A 16,200-nucleotide genomic window follows, 5' to 3' on the forward strand; every position below is an offset into this window, starting at 1 on the left:
CACCGTCAGACGGCGATCAACACACCGAAACGGAGGTCGCCTGAAACACCCCGATCCACAGGTATTGACAATTGCTCTGGCGCGTCATCGCAGTTGCCGAGAACGGCGAGTGTATCGTCGGCGAGTCTGATTGGCCACCTTTCCATTCCCCCGCCTGACGCTAGATAAACGCGATGGCGTCCAAGTCGCTGAGCAGGAACAACACGCCGTTGCTCCTGCCGGACACGCCCTGCCTCGGGTGCTTAGCGTGCCTTGCAGTGGGACGCGCTGGATCTTTACGGACTCAAAGCCAACCCGACCCCTCTGAGTGGCAATACCCGGGATGGCGGCGCCGCAGACGGCGAGCGCCGCTCAGATAGCGGTTGCTCTTGTAGCGGATTCACACCACTCCGTGGCGACTCCCGATGGTTTCGGCCGACCCCCAACAAAACACGCTCCGTGGTCGCACCGCTGCCCTCCCCGCCGAGTCCAGGACGGCAAGAGACCGCCGGACGACCCCGCGCTGTACGAATCCCGCGGTCAACTAGCCGAGGTGCGGCGACCTTCTCCTGGTGGAACCGGCGCTGATTCGAGGGGTCACCTGCTAACAGGCGTCGCGGTGCATTTGGAACCCTAATGGCGGTGCGCCGTGACCCGCACTTCTCGCCAGTTGCCACCGGTGCCGGTCGGCTGGCCGGTAGAAGGTGCGGCTAAACATCGGGGCCTAACAGACGATCCACTTAAATGTCTGCCTTCGGCGAGTAATGTATGCGTCCTCAAAGACACTCAGCATAGAGAAGAGTATCGGGTTGAGGTTGAAATCTTGGAGGCTGTGGTCACCGGGAGCGAAGGTGACCCTGGGCGTTATTCTTCTCCTCGCCGCAGGCTGCGCTGCCATGTACTACGCCGACTTGAATAAGGAATCGGTCTTTCCAGCTGCCGCTGCAACAATTGCAGTCGGAGCCCTATTCGTCACCGCTTACAGTGCTTTCAACTCCAGCTCCCGAATGAGGAAAAAGGACAGTCTCGAAGCTTGGACAGAGTGGTCGGACTCTACTCGCGCAGCGCGTCGCCGCGTGACTGACGTTCTTGGCGAGAAGAACCTCACCATGAAGCAGGGGAAAGCGCTGTTAGGTGATGGCACACTCGTGGACAAAGACGGCAACGACTTGACCGAAGAACAGTGTCTTGCGGTCGACCGTGACATCACGGACATCCTGAACGGTCTTGAGAGACTGGGAGCGGGAGCCGTACTTGGCGTCTATAGCGACGCAGTCTTTCGCATCAGGGGTGGGACGATCATCGAACGGACGTACCAGCGGTTCCTGCCTTACATAATCGCTACAAGAGAGGCGGAGGATGTCGAGAAGCGCCAGACCCGAGCGTTTACTGAGCTCTCTGTCCTCTATCAAATGATCGAGCCATCTTTACTGTCGCAGTTACTGCGAGGCAGTAGAGCGTCGTCCGACCAAGCACGGCTCGACGCGTATAGACGCGCATAAGCCCAGATAGTTGATCACATAAAAAGAGGCCGCAGCCAAGTTCGGCTGCGGCCTCTCGCGAAGTACGCGCGTGGACTCTAGAACTCGTCCTTCTCTTCCCATGTGGTCATGTCGATACTCTCCCTCATTTGCTCGCACTTTTCAACGACGAACACGCCCGTTGTGTTCCAGTTTCCTAACAACCCCGGTTGTGACGCTCCCCACTGCGAAATGCCGTCTGACCTGGTCCGTTCTCTGTGGATACCCCTCTTGGGCTCACCGCAATCACTGAAGGCTACAGCAGTTAGCAACACTTGGCTCAGAACTCGGCCGCGCGGACCCGAGGCTCTGGCTGGGCATGAGCTGGCCGATTGGGTTGGCGAACGCGGCGTCGGATTCCTCGACCGGGGAGCGCAGTAGGTCAACGGCGTCTTCTCGGCTAAGCCGTGCCACAACCGTCTCCACGATGAGCCGTCCAGCTTGACCCCGTCGCGGCTCAACCTCTCGCATCGACTGACGCTGGCCGCGGCTGCTCTTGGCGGAGTTCATTGGCGCACCGCACCCTCGCGGCCACAGAAGATCAGGTCCGAGAGTAGGTACTTTCGCACCCGTGGCGAGTTGGTGACGCGACCCGTCTCCTGCAACTTCCGTGCTGCCTGATCCCACACCCCCGGTTTGACGATGGCGGGCCAGGTGCCCTTCTTCGGCTTGGCCGGTGACATTGCCGTCTTCGTCCTTCTCCAACACCACCTGACCCCGGTACTCGCGCAACCCGGCGTTCCGTGGCGCGAGCAGTAGCGCCCGCGCCGACGCACCGGTCCACCTGCTGTCCACGGTGCCCACGACCACCTCGCCGTCGGGACCTACGCGCTTGAACTTGTCTCCGACGCAAGGTGTCCGAGGTGGTCAAGGCCGTCGCGCGCGAACTCGACGCCTGATCCACGCGCCGAACGTTGGCTTGTGTTCGAGAGTCGGCTGATTTCTCGTACCCAAGCCAACTGTTCGCGGGCAGACTGGGGACGTGACCTACGTCAAGCCAGGTTCTGAGTACACCCGCGACACCAACTACATCAGCACCCGGATCACGGCCGACGGTCGTGACGGGTACCCCGTCGAACCCGGGCGGTATCGGCTGATCGTCGCCAGGGCCTGTCCCTGGGCCAACCGCGCCATCATCGTCCGTCGGCTGCTGGGCCTGGAAGATGTTCTCTCCATTGGCTTTTGCGGTCCGACGCACGATCAGCGTAGCTGGACATTCGACCTGGATCCCGGCGGCGTCGACCCGGTGCTGAAAATCCCGCGGCTGCAGGACGCCTACTTCAAGCGCGACCCGGACTACCCCAAGGGCATCACGGTGCCCGCGATCGTCGACGTGCCCACCGGTGCCGTCGTGACCAACGACTTCGCGCAAATGACGCTGGACCTGTCCACCGAATGGACGGCGTACCACCGCGACGGTGCGCCGCAGCTGTACCCCGAGCATCTGCGCGACGAGATCGACAGCGTCGCCAAGCGCGTCTACACCGAGGTCAACAACGGCGTCTACCGCTGCGGGTTCGCGGGATCACAGGAGGCGTACGACGCCGCCTACGACCGGCTGTTCACCGCGCTGGACTGGCTGAGCGAAAGGCTCAGCGGCCAAAGGTATCTCGTGGGGGACACCATCACCGAGGCCGACGTGCGGCTGTTCACCACGCTGGCCCGGTTCGACCCGGTCTATCACGGGCACTTCAAGTGCAATCGGTCCAAGCTCGCCGAGATGCCGGTGCTGTGGGCGTACGCCCGGGACCTGTTCCAGACCCCCGGCTTCGGCGACACCGTCGACTTCGTGCAGATCAAGCAGCACTACTACATCGTGCACGCCGACATCAATCCGACGCAGATCGTGCCGAAAGGTCCCGATCTGGCAAATTGGCTGACGCCGCACGGCCGGGAAGCGTTGGGCGGCAGGCCTTTCGGTGACGGCACGCCGCCCGGGCCGGTTCGCGACGGTGAACAGGTGCCGGCCGGCCACGGCGCTGGGTAGGTCAGGGCCAGACGGTCCGCACGGACCATTCGGCGTGCGGCAGGGGGAACTCGTTGCCGTCGGAATCCCTTGCCAGAGTGGGCAGTTGGACGGCGAGCCCGAGCAGCTTGCCGTGATGCGGGTCGACGGTCGGGATGGTCACGGCCAGCCGCTGGTTCGGCCGGAACTCGCTGACGGTGGAACCGTCGTCCTCGTAGGCGAGCAGCAGCACCCACGGCGCCCGCGCCACGGGCTGCGGCACGGACAGCTGAATGGGGTGCCGCGCCGTGACGTGCAGTTCGCCCGTCGTCGCGGGGACGTCGCACGCCTTCAGGTGGACGTCGCAGTAGCGGTACGGCCCGATGCGCGTCAGCTGGCCATCGGTGAAGGCGCTGATCTCGGGGAAGTCGGGACCCTGGTGCCGCGTCAGCCGCCAGACCAGGACACCTGTGGCCGTCGCCGACAGCACCGCGACCACTGCCAACAGCGCGAGAACTCGTTTCATATCCATCCTTGACGCGCCCCGGGCATTGCCGCGGGATCGGGCCGTGGTCCTTCCTGCTCGGCGAGTACGGGCCGGTTGCCGCCGAAGCCCGGGATCAGTGAGCCACCGTTGTAGCTCACGAGGGTCTGGGCGAGCCCGGGGATCAGCAGGGCGCTGACCGCGGTGAACCCGACCCAGAGGTCGGTATAGATCAGCACACCGACGGCGCCGCCGACCACCCAGGCCAACTGCAGCACCGACTCGGACCGGCCGAAGGCCGACGCCCGGGACGCCTCGGGCAGGTCGTGCTGCAGCGAGGCGTCCAGCGACGCCTTGGAGATCGCCGTGGCGGCCGAGGTGATCAGCGCGGCGGCCGCGGCCACCATCAGGTTGCCGGCCACCGCGGCGGCGATTGCCGCAGCAGTGACGATGACAGTTGCGCGCACGACCACCTGCGCGGGATGCCCCAATTTGAGGCGGGCACTGGCGATGTTGCCGGCGAAGTTCCCGATGCCGGCGGCGGCGCCGATGAGGCCGAGGATCTTCAGCTGTTCCCACGCACCCGCGTCGTGCGACTTGGCGACGAACGCGGGGTAGAGGAACAGAAAGCCGACGAGCACCTTGATGGTGCAGTTGCCCCACAGTGACGTGATGATGTTGCGGCCCAACGGCTGTCGCGGGGACTTGTCGTGATGCGGATGTCGCAGCTGCTCGGTCGGCGCGTGATACGACAGCGTCGCCGGCACCTCACCCTCGGTGACCTCGACCCACTTGGGGATGCGCATCGTCAGGACGGCGCCCGCGACCGCCACGACGGCGACGACGTAGAGCGCGCCCGGCAGATGCATCAGGCCGAAGGTGTACTCGAACGCGGCTGCGACGCCACCGCCCAGACCGGTGCCACCGAGCAGCCCGAACATGGTGAGCCGGGAATTGACCCGGACCAGGTCGATCGTCGGTGGCAGCACACGTGGCGTCACGGCGCTGCGCAGCACGCTGAACGACTTGGACAGCACCATCATCCCCAGCGCGCACGGGTAGAGCACCCACGGGGGATAGCTGCCCGTGGCGCCGTCGTAGTTGCCGATCAGCACCAGCGCCAGCACCACGCGCAGCGCGAACGACACCGCAAGGGCGACGCGCCGGCCGTGCTGCACGCGGTCCAGCGCCGGCCCGATGAGCGGGGCGATCACCGCGAACGGCGCGATGGTGATGAGCAGGTACAGGGCCACCTTGCTCTTGGACTCACCTGAGGCCGCCGCGAAGAACAGCGTGTTGGCGAGCGCGATGCCCATCGCCGCGTCGAGCGCGTTGTTCGCGACGACGGGCCACGTCAGCGCCGTCAGACCGGATTTGTCGGCGCCGTCGGCCGTCGCGGCCCGGTGCACCAGGCCATACACCTTGGTGCCCATCTCACGGCTGCGCTGCGCGGCGGCCCGGGTGACGGTGATCTTCTCGCCGCCCGCGGGGCCGCGGCGCCGGTCGTCGTCATCGCGGCGCCGGTCGTCGTAGCCGTCGTCGTATCCACGGTCGTAGCCATGGCCGTCGTGGTGATCGTCGTCGAGCGGCGGCAGCCAGCGGTTGTCGCTGTGCGACGACGACCCCCGCGGCGGCGGCCGGCGGCGGGCCTGACCAGGATCGCTCGGGTAATTGGCCATGCCCGGATGCTCTTCGTCATCGCGGCGCGGTGGGCGCGGCGGGTAGTAACGGGGATCCCCCGACCTCCCGGCATCCCGCGGTCCACTCATGAGCACGATTGTTCCCCATGCTGCCGACGGCGGCGCGCAGGCAGGCGGTGTGGCCTTGTCCTGGGTGGTCAGGCAGTATTGATCACGATGGACATGCCCAATGACACCGAATCGGCAGCCGTGACGCCGGACGAGTCGACGCCGCCCGAGGCGCCGGTCGAGGTGCCGACCCCTGAAGCCGCCGTGGAATCCGTCGACGCCGTCGAAGCTCCCGCCGAGGCACCGGAATCGGCCGAAGTGCCCGAGACCGTCGATGAGCCGCAGGCCGCCGACGAGTCCCCGGCCGCCGACGCTGTCGTCGACGAGGCCCCGGTTGCGGAGACCGCTGACGCGCCCGCGACCGAAGCGGCCCCCGAGGCCGCGGCGGCTGTCGAAGAAGAGGCCGAGCTGCCCGACCTGACCCCGATCCTGATGGGCGCGGTCGACCAGGCCCGCGCCGCGATCATCGAGTTCAGTGGCGAGGGCGTCGTCGGTGACTACCTGGGCGCCAGCTTCGACGACCCGGCGTCGGTGACCCATCGATTCCTCGCGTCGATGTCCGGCTACCACGGCTGGCAGTGGGCAGTGGTGCTGGCGACCTACCCGGGCGCCGACCACACCACCGTCAGCGAAGTGGTCCTGGTGCCGGGACCTGATGCGCTGCTGGCCCCGCAGTGGGTGCCGTGGAACGAGCGCGTGCAGCCGGGCGATCTGAGCCCGGGCGATCTGCTGGCGCCGCCGCCCAACGATCCCCGGCTGGTGCCCGGTTACCTGGCCTCCGGTGACCCCGAGTGGGACGAGGTGGCTGCCGAGGTCGGTTTCGGCCGCAAGCAGGTGCTCAGCGACTGGGGCCGGACGGATGCCGCGCAGCGCTGGCAGGACGGCGACTACGGGCCGAACGCCGCCATGGCCCGGGCCACCCGCCGGACCTGCCGTGGCTGCGGTTTCTACGTGCCGCTGTCCGGGTCACTCGGCCTGGTGTTCGGCGTGTGCGCCAATGAACTGTCCGCCGACGGACGTGTGGTGTCCGCGGAGTACGGCTGTGGCGCGCACTCGGACACGCCGCCGCCGGAGCCCATCGGCTCACCGGCCTTCGAGCCTTTCGACGACGGCGTGCTCGACCTCGGCTAAGCGCCTTCGGCCGCGGCCTTGATCCGGCCGAGCGAGGTCTTCATGCCCTCGACCAGTTCCACCTCGAAGTTGGGCACGCCGCCCATGAAGCGGTTGATCAGCGTGCTCGAGATCGGCTTGACGGCTTCCGCACGCCGGCTCACGGTCACCTTGGTGCCGGTGCCCGCAGGCTCGAGGTCATAGGTCCACTCGGTGTTGTTGGTGTTGACCCGGAACGACAGCTTCTTCTGCGCGTCGAGCGCGGTGATGGTCGAGGTCGTGGGCCAGAACATCGCGCCGCGGCGGTTGACGTTGACGGTCTTGGTGCCGACCTTGACGGCGCCGACCGCCTTCATCACCCGACACTGCGGGCTCCACTTGGGCATGTTGTCGAGGTCGGAGATCAAGGCCCAGACCTTGGCCACCGGCGCGTTGATGGTGATGTCTGCCTGCAGCAGGGGTGTTTCGCCAGCCATCGGACTTCTCCCTTGTCGAGATGAGAATGGTCAGCGCAGGCCGCGTTGGGCACCTCGTGCGCCGCGACGGGCCGCGCTGCGTTGCCACAGAAATATAGATGTGCCGAGTACGCCGACACCGAGGCCCGCGACGGTCACCGGCCGCCAGGTGTGCAGGGCCGTGACGGTGAAGGCCAGCGCCACCGCCACCAGCCAGCCGACGGCGATCACCACGATCACCGGAACCGGGTCGAGGAGGCGGTCGGGGAGAGCCGGCGGAACGGGTTCCGCCGGATGTTCGTGCGCGGGCGTGGCCATCTCCTCTAACGCTAGTCGATCGATCGGTACGCTATCTGCTCGTGACGGACGCCGATGACCGCTTGGCCAATGACCTGTCGCTGGCCGTTGTGCGGCTGGCACGGCAGTTGCGATTCCGTCGTCCCGATTCGCCGGTGTCCCTGACGCAGTTGTCGGCCCTGGCCACGCTCGCGAAGGACGGCCCCATGACGCCGGGCGCGCTGGCCACCCGGGAGCGGGTGCGGCCGCCGTCGATGACGCGCGTCATCGCTTCGCTCGTCGAGCTGGGGCTGGTGGAGCGCAGTTCGCATCCGGATGACCGGCGCCAGGTGCTGGTCGCGGTGTCCAAAGCCGGCGAGGAGCTGTTCGAGGCCGAGCGCCGGGCGGGCATGGAGTGGCTGCAGGGCCGGCTCGAGAAGCTGTCCGGCCAGGACCGCGGCATCCTGCTGGCTGCCGCTGACCTGATGTTCGCGATCATCGACGAAGCCCAGTGAGCGCTGCCGCAGAACTCGACGCGATGGACGACGTCATCGTTGTCGACGTCACCGACCCCGCCGATCCCCGGCTCGACGATTTCCGCGACCTCAACAGCGTGGACCGCCGGCCTGACCTGCCCTCGGGCAAGGGGCTGGTGATCGCCGAGGGCGTGTTGGTGGCGCAGCGCATGCTGGCGTCGCGGTTCAGCCCGCGTGCGTTCCTCGGCACCGATCGCCGGCTCCGCGAACTGTCCGGCGACCTGGCCGGCTGCGGCGTGCCCTACTACCGCGCCAGCGCCGAGGTGATGGCCGAGGTCGTCGGCTTCCACCTCAACCGCGGCGTACTCGCCGCGGCCCCCCGGCCCGTCGAGCTGACGGTGCCCGACGTGCTGCGGGATGCCCGGACCGTCGCGGTCCTCGAGGGTGTCAACGACCACGAGAACCTGGGCTCGATCTTCCGCAACGCCGCCGGCCTCGACGTCGACGCGGTGGTGTTCGGCGCCGGCTGCGCCGATCCGTTGTACCGCCGCGCGGTCCGGGTGTCGATGGGCCATGCCCTGCTGGTGCCCTACGCCCGCGCGGAGTCGTGGCCCGGTGATCTGAAATTGATGCAGGACAACGGCTTTCACCTGATCGCCATGACGCCGGGGGAGGGTTCGGTGCCGCTGGCCGATGCCCTGGCGCCGCTGGCCGGGGAGAAGGTCGGGGTGCTCGTCGGGGCCGAAGGCCCGGGGCTGACCGAACACACCATGCGGGCCTGCGAGGTGCGGGCGCGCATCCCGATGTCGCGGGGCACCGATTCGCTGAATGTCGCCACGGCCGCCGCGCTGGCGTTCTACGAGCGCGCGCGAACGGCGGGCTAGATTGGCTCAGATGACGACACCGTCGCAGACGCCGTGGGGCACCGGACTGACGGTGTCGGCGTTCGTCGCTGCCGTGACGGCCGCCGCCATCATCGTCCTGTCCCTGGGGCTGCTGCGGGTGCACCCGCTGCTCGCGGTCGGTTTGAACGCCGTCGCGGTCGGTGGCCTGGCCCCGACGGTGTGGGCCTGGCGCGTGCGCCCGGTGTGGCGCTGGTTCGTCTGGGGCGCCGGTGCCGGTGTGGCGCTGGGCTGGATCGCGACGCTCGCGATCGCCCTGGGCCGTTAGCCCCGCCCCGCCATTGAATCTGTAACTACGGCGCAGAAGTGCGGGTAGCGGTGACCCTCAGTACAGGGTCAACGTGAGGTCGGCTGACGCTGTCGTTGAGTGTGTAGCTGTGGCGCAGAAGTGCGAGTAGGGGAGACCCTCAGTGCAGGGTCAACGTAACAAGATCAGCGCTGGCCGTTGGCCCGCACGCCGAGCAGGACGTCTTCCCACGCCGGAATCTCGGGCTTCTTCTTGCGCGGACGCGCGGCGGGAGCGGCCGGCTCGGGGGTCTCGACGACGGCTGCCGGCTCCGGCGCCGGGATGGGCTCGGGTGCCGGCGGGGCCACCGGCGCGGCGGGCACCGGGGGAGCGGCCGGGGGCGGCGTCATGACGACGACGGGGGCGGGCGCGGGCTCCGGCGCAGGCGCAGGCGCAGGCGCAGGCGCAGGCGCGGGTTCCGGCTGATGTGCGGGCATCGGGATCTCGGCGACCGATTCCTCGAAATGCAGCTGCGCGAGCGGCGCGACCGACCGCAGGGCCGGGCGGGTGTAGTTCGGGTCGATCAGCTCGGTCGCGGCGTCGTCGAACGCCGTCGTGGTGCCGCCGTGGGCGCCGGGGCTGAACCGGAAGTGTGCGACGTTGTCGGAACGCCCGGCCTTCCAGCCGAACTGCACGGTCCAGCGGCTGTCCTCGTTGCGCCAGGCGTCCCACTTGGTGGCTTCGGGGTCGAGGCCGCGGGAGATCAGGGCTCCGGTCACCGTCTCGAGCAGGGTCAGCACCGACGGGCCGTCGGGCAGGATCGGGTGCGACGCGCTGGCGAGTTCAGCGGCGCGGGAGCGCTCCAGCAGCACCGGGTGGGCGAAGCGCATGATGCGCTCCGGGCTCACGCCCGCGGCTGCGGCGAGCTGCTCGACGGAGGCGCCGGCCCGGATGCGGGACTGGATGTCACGGGGGCGCAGGGAGTTGGGCACCTCGACCTCGACTTCGATCTCCGTCTGATTCATGGCGGCCCGGTCGCCGCGGACGGCGGCCTTCAGTCGATTGTCGACGCGCAAGACAAACTTGTCTGCGGTGGCCGAACCGTTGGGGGCTTCGCAGATGATGCGCTTGCCGTCGGCGTCGAGTCCGACGACCTTGAGTTCCCTCATTGGTGACCTCCTAGGACGCGGCTTAACGGCTCACCCTAGCGCGTTATCGACTCGTAACCGTGCTGACACACCGAGGCGCGCAGCCCTTCATGGACTGCGCGCCTCGGTTACGTGTCAGGTGGTGCTCAGAGGCGTTCCACAACCCAGTCGACGCACGCCGTGAGGGCGCTGATGTCGTCGGGGTCGACGGCCGGGAACATGGCGACGCGCAGCTGGTTGCGGCCCAGCTTGCGGTACGGCTCGGTGTCGACGATCCCGTTGGCGCGCAACACCTTTGCGACCGCGGCGGCGTCGACGTCGTCGTTGAAGTCGATGGTGCCGACGACCTGCGACCGCAGCGCCGGGTCGGCGACGAACGGCGTGGTGAACGGACGCGACTCGGCCCACGAGTACAGGCGCTGCGACGAGTCGGCGGTGCGCTTCACGGCCCAGTCCAGGCCGCCGTTGCCGTTGAGCCAGTCCAGTTGCTCGGCGAGCAGGATCAGCGTCGCGATCGCCGGGGTGTTGTAGGTCTGGTTCTTGAGGCTGTTCTCCACCGCGATGGGCAGCGACAGGAAGTCGGGCACCCAGCGGTCGGTGGCGGCGATCTGCTCGACGCGGGCCAGCGCGGCGGGGCTCATGACGGCGATCCAGAGGCCGCCGTCGGAGGCGAAGTTCTTCTGCGGCGCGAAGTAGTAGGCGTCGGTGTCGGCGATGTTGACCGGCAGGCCGCCGGCGGCCGAGGTGGCGTCGATCGCGACGAGAGCATCACCGGCGGGACGCTGGATCGGCACCGCGACACCCGTCGAGGTCTCGTTGTGGGCCCACGCCACGACGTCGACATCGGGGTCCGACTGCACGGCGGGCGCGCTGCCGGCGTCGGCCTTGATGATGATCGGGTCGCCGACGAACGGGTTCTTGGCGACGCACGACGCGAACTTGCTGCTGAACTCGCCGTAGGTGAGGTGCAGCGAGCGCTTGTCGATCAGGCCGAACGCGGCGGCGTCCCAGAACGCGGTCGAGCCGCCGTTGCCGAGGATGACCTCGTAGCCGTCGGGGGTGGAGAACAGTTGCTTGATGCCGTCGCGTACGCGCCCGACCAGGTTCTTGACCGGGGCCTGGCGATGCGAAGTGCCGAACAGGTCGCCGGCGGCCGCCAGTGCGGTCAGCTGCTCGGGGCGAACCTTGGACGGGCCGCAGCCGAAGCGTCCGTCGGCGGGCTTGATGTCGGCGGGGATGGTGAGCTCAGCCATGGCCCTCAGCGTAGTTGCAGGTCGACGGCCGGTGACGTGGGGATCCGGCTGCTCGCCCAGCTGCTCCGCACGCAAGTGTGATGACGGTCACAATAGGTGTCCAGATGTGTGACGGCGGGCACTAGTTTTTAGGTGGTACCTCCGGTACCGTTCGACACAAGACAGCCGATTGTAAAGCTGACAGAAAAGCCTTGGGAGGCTCGAAATGGCTCGTACCCGGATGATCCGTCGTTGGCGCCGGAACATGGACGTGCTGGATGACACTGTGTACGTGGAGAAGCTTGCCACGCTGTCCGAGGGGTCGGTGCGGCGCAACTTCAACCCGTACCAGGACATCGCCTGGGACTCTCCCGAGTTTGCGGTCGTGCCCAACGACCCGCGCTGGATCCTCCCGGACACCGACCCGCTCGGTGGCCACCCGTGGTACCAGTCGCAGTCGCAGGAACGTCAGATCGAGATCGGCATGTGGCGCCAGGCCAACGTCGCCAAGGTCGGCCTGCACTTCGAGAACATCCTCATCCGCGGCCTGATGGAGTACGCGTTCTGGGTGCCCAACGGGTCGCCGGAGTTCCGCTACTGCACGCACGAGGCCATCGAAGAGGGCAACCACACCCTGATGTTCCAGGAGATGGTCAACCACATGGGGGTCGACGTCCCGGGCATGCCCAAGCTGCTCAAGTGGATTCAGCCGCTCATCCCGCTGGCTGCCGGCCCGGCGCCCATCCCGTTCTTCTTCGGTGTCCTCGCCGGCGAGGAGCCCATCGACCACACCCAGAAGAACATCCTGCGTGAGGGCACCGAGCTGCACCCGATCATGGAGCGGGTCATGGCCATCCACGTGGCCGAGGAGGCCCGGCACATCTCGTTCGCACACGAGTACCTGCACAAGCGCGTGCCGGAGCTGACCCGCTGGAAGAAGTTCTGGCTGTCGCTGTTCGTCCCGGTCACCATGCGCATCCTGTGCTCGGCGATCGTCGTGCCGCCGCGCGCCTTCTGGAAGAAGTTCGACATCCCGAAGTCGGTCCGCAGCGAGCTGTTCTTCGACGCTCCCGAGTCGCGCATGTTCCTGCGCAACATGTTCTCCGACGTCCGCATGCTGTCGTACGACACCGGCCTGATGAACCCGCTGGCGAAGCTCATGTGGAAGATCTGCAAGATCGACGGCCCGCCGAGCCGGTACCGCAGCGAGCCGCAGCGTCAGCATGTCGTGGTCGCCGCCTGAGCATTTAGATAACTCATGCCGCACGTCATCACCCAGTCGTGCTGTAGCGATGGTTCATGCGTCTTCGCATGCCCGGTGAACTGCATTCACCCGTCCCCGGACGAGCCGGGTTTCGCTACCGCCGAAATGCTGTTCATCGATCCCGCCGCCTGCGTGGACTGTGGTGCCTGCATCACGGCCTGCCCGGTCGGCGCGATCAAGCCGGACACCAAGCTGACCGAAGCGCAGCTGCCGTTCATCGAGCTCAACGCGTCCTTCTACCCGAAGTACGAGGGCAAGCTGCCGCCGACGTCCAAGCTGGCGCCGGTGCCCGACGCCCCGGCGGTCGACCAGCGGCCGCACGGCCCGCTGCGGGTCGCGATCGTCGGCTCCGGGCCGGCCGCCATGTACGCCGCTGACGAGTTGCTGACCCAGCGCGGGGTCCGGGTCAACATCTTCGAGAAGCTGCCGACGCCCTACGGGCTGGTGCGCGCCGGGGTCGCCCCCGACCATCAGAGCACCAAGGGTGTGACGCGCTTGTTCGACCAGATCACGAAGCGCCGCGGGCTCGACTTCTTCCTCAACGTCGAGGTGGGTCGGGACGTCACGCACGCCGAGCTGCTGGAGCACCACCACGCCGTGCTGTACGCGGTCGGTGCGCCCAACGACAAGCGCCTCGACATCGAGGGCATGGAGCTGCCCGGAACCGGAACCGCCACCGAGGTGGTCGCCTGGTACAACGGGCACCCCGAGTTCTCGCATCTGCCGGTCGACCTGGGGCACGAGCGGGCGGTGATCATCGGAAACGGCAATGTCGCGTTCGACGTCGCCCGCATCCTGACCACCGATCCGGATGTGTTGGCGCGCACCGACATTTCCGACCATGCGCTGGCCGCACTGCGCGACTCGAAGGTGCGCGAGGTGGTCATCGTGGCCCGGCGTGGGCCCATCCACTCGGCGTTCACCCTGCCGGAGCTCATCGGCCTGACGTCGACGTGCGACGTGGTGCTCGACGCCGCGGACCACGAGCTGGTTCGTCGGGGTCTGGAAGCCGAGACGGACGCACTGACGCGTCACAAGCTCGAGATCCTCACGAAGCTGCCCGACAGCTCGGCCCCGGCGACGCGCCCGCGGATCCGGCTGGCCTACCAGCTGACTCCGGCCCGCGTGCTCGGCTCGGACAAGGTCACCGGCATCGAGTTCACCGTCACCGGCACCGACGAGGTCCGTCAGCTCGACGCCGGCCTGGTGCTGACGTCAATCGGCTACCACGGCAAGGCAATTCGTGGTCTGCCGTTCGACGATGCCGCCGGCGTGGTCCCCAACGACGAGGGCCGCGTCATCGATCCGGCCACCGGTGAACCCGTCCGCGGCAGCTACGTCGCGGGCTGGATCAAGCGTGGTCCGACGGGCTTCATCGGCACCAACAAGTCGTGCGCGGCGCACACCGTGGATCGGCTGGTCGCCGACTACAACGCCAGCCGGCTTCGTGAGCCGACCGCGAAAAGCGGTGCACTGCAACAGCTCATCCGCGACCGCCGACCCGACGTGGTCGACATGGCGGGGTGGCGGGCCATCGACGCGGCCGAGATCGCGCGCGGCGGCGCCGACCGGCCGCGGGACAAGTTCATCGACGTGTCCGACATGCTGGCCGCTGCCGCGAGCGCGCCCAAGCCGACGCTGCGTCAGCGACTCCTCAGCGCCTTCTCCTGAGTGGTTCGTGCACGATTTTCCGCGGTCACCGCGGAAAATCGTGCACAAATCACTGGTCGCTAGCCCTGCTGGGCCGCCATCGCCTCGGCGATCTCCTCCGGGCTGACGACGCGCACGGTCTGCGCCAGCGACCAGTGGTGGCCGAACGGATCCTCCACCTGGCTGTAGCGGTCTCCCCAGAACATGTCCTGCGGGGCCATCAGTTCGCGTGCGCCGGCGTCGATGGCGCGCTGGTAGGCCGCGTCGACGTCGGGTACCTGCAGGTGGATCGTGACGGGCGTGCCGCCGAAGGCCGTCGGGGTCTGCGACTTGCCGCCACACATCTCCGGGAAGTCGTCGTTGAGGTAGACGTTCGACCCGTTGATGGTCAGTGCGGCGTGCATGAGCTTGCCGTCGGGCCCGGGCACCCGGCCGAGCTCGGTGGCGCCAAAAGCCTTGACGTAGAAGTCGATTGCGGCGGCGCCGTCGCCGACGACGAGGTGCGGGGCGAGGAAGGTCTGGGACTCGGTCATCGTGTTCTCCTCAGAGCGGTACTGCGTGGATTGGGGTCATTCGTTATGACCATCTCCAACGCTACTTCTCATCGGTGACAAGAAAACGGGTCTGAAGTGTCAGCTGTGCGCGATGCTGTCCCAGCCGGCCACCGAGTCCGCGGGGCGCGGCTGCGGGCCGACATAGATGGCCGCGGGACGGACCAGCTTGCCCAGCCGCTTCTGCTCCAGGATGTGGGCGCACCAGCCCGCGGTGCGGCCGCAGGTGAACATGGCGGGCATCATCGCGCTGGGCACCTGGGCGAAGTCCAGGATCACGGCGGCCCAGAACTCGACGTTGGTCTCGATGGCCCGGTCGGGACGGCGCTCACGCAGTTCGGCGAGGGCGGCCTGCTCCAGCGCGGCGGCGGCTTCGAAGCGTGGTGCGTCCAGGCGCTTGGCCGTGGCGCGCAGCACGCGGGCCCGCGGGTCCTCGGCGCGGTACACCCGGTGCCCGAAGCCCATCAGCTTTTCCTTGCGGTCCAGGATGCCCTTGACCACGGCCCGGGCATCGCCGGTGCGCTCGGTCTCCTCGATCATCGGCAGCACGCGGGCGGGGGCGCCGCCGTGCAGCGGGCCGCTCATGGCGCCGATCGCGCCCGATAGGGACGCGGGCACGTCGGCCCCGGTGGACGCGATGACGCGCGCGGTGAACGTGGACGCATTCATGCCGTGCTCGGCGGCGCTGACCCAGTAGGCGTCGATGGCCTCGATGTGCCGCGGATCCGGCTCACCCTGCCAGCGGGTCATGAAACGTGCTGTCACCGTGGGGCATTCGTCGACGAGGCGTTGCGGCACCGCGGGCTGGTAGATGCCGCGGGCCGACTGCGCGACGAACGACAGCGCCGTCACCGACGTCAGCGCCAGCTGCTCGCGGGCGGTGTCGTCGTCGATGTCGAGCAGCGGCTGGAAGCCCCACAGCGGGGCGAGGGTGGGCAGCGCGGCCTGGACGTCGACGCGGACATCGCCGGAGTGCACGTGCAGCGGGAAGGGTTCGGCGGCCGGCAGGCCCCGGCCGAACTCGCCGTCGACCAGCAGTGCCCAGACGTCACCGAAGGTGACGCGGTGGCTCACCAGATCCTCGATGTCGACGCCGCGGTAACGCAGGGCGCCGCCGTCCTTGTCCGGTTCGGCGATCTCGGTCGTGAAGGCGACGACGCCTTCCAGGCCGGCGACGAAGTTCTCGGGGATCTGCGGCGTCGACACTGACGTTGCCTCTGTCATGCCGAAATTG

At 67.8% G+C, this 16,200-nt stretch carries 17 protein-coding genes; 8 read left to right on the plus strand and 9 right to left on the minus strand.

All coding sequences use genetic code 11. The features are described from left to right. Window positions 1-830 precede the first annotated feature (830 nt). The gene (locus ACJH6J_RS21100) at window positions 831-1,481 is read left to right on the plus strand and encodes a hypothetical protein (RefSeq protein WP_346414773.1); all 651 of its coding nucleotides are present in this window, start codon (window positions 831-833) and stop codon (window positions 1,479-1,481) included. A gap of 524 nt (window positions 1,482-2,005) precedes the next feature. Here the strand turns inward: ACJH6J_RS21100 and ACJH6J_RS21105 are convergent. Further along, on the minus strand, window positions 2,006-2,182 hold the full coding sequence (locus ACJH6J_RS21105; protein WP_346414774.1) for a hypothetical protein: 177 nt from the start codon (window positions 2,180-2,182) through the stop codon (window positions 2,006-2,008). 299 nt (window positions 2,183-2,481) lie between these two features. Between ACJH6J_RS21105 and ACJH6J_RS21110 the strand changes: the two genes are divergently transcribed. Further along, window positions 2,482-3,486 (plus strand): glutathione S-transferase family protein, encoded by a 1,005-nt coding sequence (locus ACJH6J_RS21110; RefSeq protein ID WP_406804487.1) that lies wholly within the window; start codon window positions 2,482-2,484, stop codon window positions 3,484-3,486. Window position 3,487: 1 nt separating this feature from the next. Here the strand turns inward: ACJH6J_RS21110 and ACJH6J_RS21115 are convergent, their stop codons facing one another. Together ACJH6J_RS21115 and ACJH6J_RS21120 are read right to left on the minus strand one after the other, a co-directional pair. Further along, window positions 3,488-3,970: a DUF2771 domain-containing protein gene (locus tag ACJH6J_RS21115; protein WP_060998943.1), complete on the minus strand. Its 483-nt coding sequence runs from the start codon at window positions 3,968-3,970 to the stop codon at window positions 3,488-3,490. Beyond that, window positions 3,967-5,607, minus strand: coding sequence for an MFS transporter (locus ACJH6J_RS21120; RefSeq protein WP_064859310.1), 1,641 nt, complete (start codon window positions 5,605-5,607; stop codon window positions 3,967-3,969). Before ACJH6J_RS21120 ends, ACJH6J_RS21115 begins: the two co-directional genes overlap by 4 nt. A gap of 501 nt (window positions 5,608-6,108) precedes the next feature. On the opposite strand from ACJH6J_RS21120, the gene ACJH6J_RS21125 reads away from it, so the two are divergent. Next, window positions 6,109-6,807: a DUF3027 domain-containing protein gene (locus ACJH6J_RS21125; protein WP_234789681.1), complete on the plus strand. Its 699-nt coding sequence runs from the start codon at window positions 6,109-6,111 to the stop codon at window positions 6,805-6,807. On the opposite strand, the gene ACJH6J_RS21130 is transcribed toward ACJH6J_RS21125, so the two are convergent. Then, window positions 6,804-7,262 carry an SRPBCC family protein gene (locus tag ACJH6J_RS21130; RefSeq protein WP_060998947.1) on the minus strand — a complete coding sequence of 153 codons (459 nt, stop codon included), beginning with the start codon at window positions 7,260-7,262 and terminating at the stop codon, window positions 6,804-6,806. The two genes, ACJH6J_RS21125 and ACJH6J_RS21130, sit on opposite strands and share 4 nt — an antisense overlap. 30 nt (window positions 7,263-7,292) lie before the next feature. Continuing rightward, window positions 7,293-7,559, minus strand: a complete 267-nt coding sequence (locus tag ACJH6J_RS21135; RefSeq protein WP_060998949.1) for a DUF2530 domain-containing protein — start codon at window positions 7,557-7,559, stop codon at window positions 7,293-7,295. Between the two features lie 41 nt (window positions 7,560-7,600). Between ACJH6J_RS21135 and ACJH6J_RS21140 the strand changes: the two genes are divergently transcribed. Genes ACJH6J_RS21140 through ACJH6J_RS21150 form a run of 3 tightly spaced genes read left to right on the plus strand, consistent with a single transcriptional unit; the run spans window position 7,601 to window position 9,163 of the window. Further along, complete coding sequence (locus tag ACJH6J_RS21140; RefSeq protein ID WP_318986769.1) at window positions 7,601-8,032, plus strand: MarR family transcriptional regulator; 432 nt, start codon at window positions 7,601-7,603, stop codon at window positions 8,030-8,032. Window positions 8,033-8,055: 23 nt separating this feature from the next. Further along, the gene (locus ACJH6J_RS21145) at window positions 8,056-8,877 is read left to right on the plus strand and encodes an RNA methyltransferase (protein WP_318986797.1); all 822 of its coding nucleotides are present in this window, start codon (window positions 8,056-8,058) and stop codon (window positions 8,875-8,877) included. A gap of 10 nt (window positions 8,878-8,887) precedes the next feature. Beyond that, window positions 8,888-9,163: a DUF2537 domain-containing protein gene (locus ACJH6J_RS21150; RefSeq protein ID WP_212813194.1), complete on the plus strand. Its 276-nt coding sequence runs from the start codon at window positions 8,888-8,890 to the stop codon at window positions 9,161-9,163. Window positions 9,164-9,327: 164 nt separating this feature from the next. Here the strand turns inward: ACJH6J_RS21150 and sepH are convergent, their stop codons facing one another. Both sepH and serC read right to left on the minus strand, forming a co-directional pair. Then, entirely contained in the window at window positions 9,328-10,290 is a 963-nt protein-coding gene (gene sepH, locus ACJH6J_RS21155) for a septation protein SepH (protein ID WP_406804488.1), read from the minus strand. Between the two features lie 125 nt (window positions 10,291-10,415). After that, window positions 10,416-11,522, minus strand: coding sequence for a phosphoserine transaminase (serC, locus tag ACJH6J_RS21160; protein ID WP_020098899.1), 1,107 nt, complete (start codon window positions 11,520-11,522; stop codon window positions 10,416-10,418). A gap of 205 nt (window positions 11,523-11,727) precedes the next feature. Between serC and ACJH6J_RS21165 the strand changes: the two genes are divergently transcribed. Together ACJH6J_RS21165 and ACJH6J_RS21170 are read left to right on the plus strand one after the other, a co-directional pair. Then, window positions 11,728-12,744, plus strand: a complete 1,017-nt coding sequence (locus ACJH6J_RS21165; RefSeq protein ID WP_029120319.1) for a diiron oxygenase — start codon at window positions 11,728-11,730, stop codon at window positions 12,742-12,744. A 15-nt stretch (window positions 12,745-12,759) separates the two neighbouring features. Then, complete coding sequence (locus tag ACJH6J_RS21170) at window positions 12,760-14,436, plus strand: FAD-dependent oxidoreductase (RefSeq protein WP_406804489.1); 1,677 nt, start codon at window positions 12,760-12,762, stop codon at window positions 14,434-14,436. Between the two features lie 59 nt (window positions 14,437-14,495). On the opposite strand, the gene ACJH6J_RS21175 is transcribed toward ACJH6J_RS21170, so the two are convergent. Next, window positions 14,496-14,948, minus strand: a complete 453-nt coding sequence (locus ACJH6J_RS21175; RefSeq protein WP_020098902.1) for a VOC family protein — start codon at window positions 14,946-14,948, stop codon at window positions 14,496-14,498. Window positions 14,949-15,047: 99 nt separating this feature from the next. After that, on the minus strand, window positions 15,048-16,190 hold the full coding sequence (locus ACJH6J_RS21180) for a citrate synthase 2 (protein WP_406804490.1): 1,143 nt from the start codon (window positions 16,188-16,190) through the stop codon (window positions 15,048-15,050). Between the last annotated feature and the right edge of the window lie 10 nt (window positions 16,191-16,200).

The sequence above is a fragment of the Mycobacterium sp. SMC-18 genome (genome assembly GCF_045310895.1).
In the GTDB taxonomy this organism is placed as follows: Bacteria; Actinomycetota; Actinomycetes; order Mycobacteriales; family Mycobacteriaceae; genus Mycobacterium.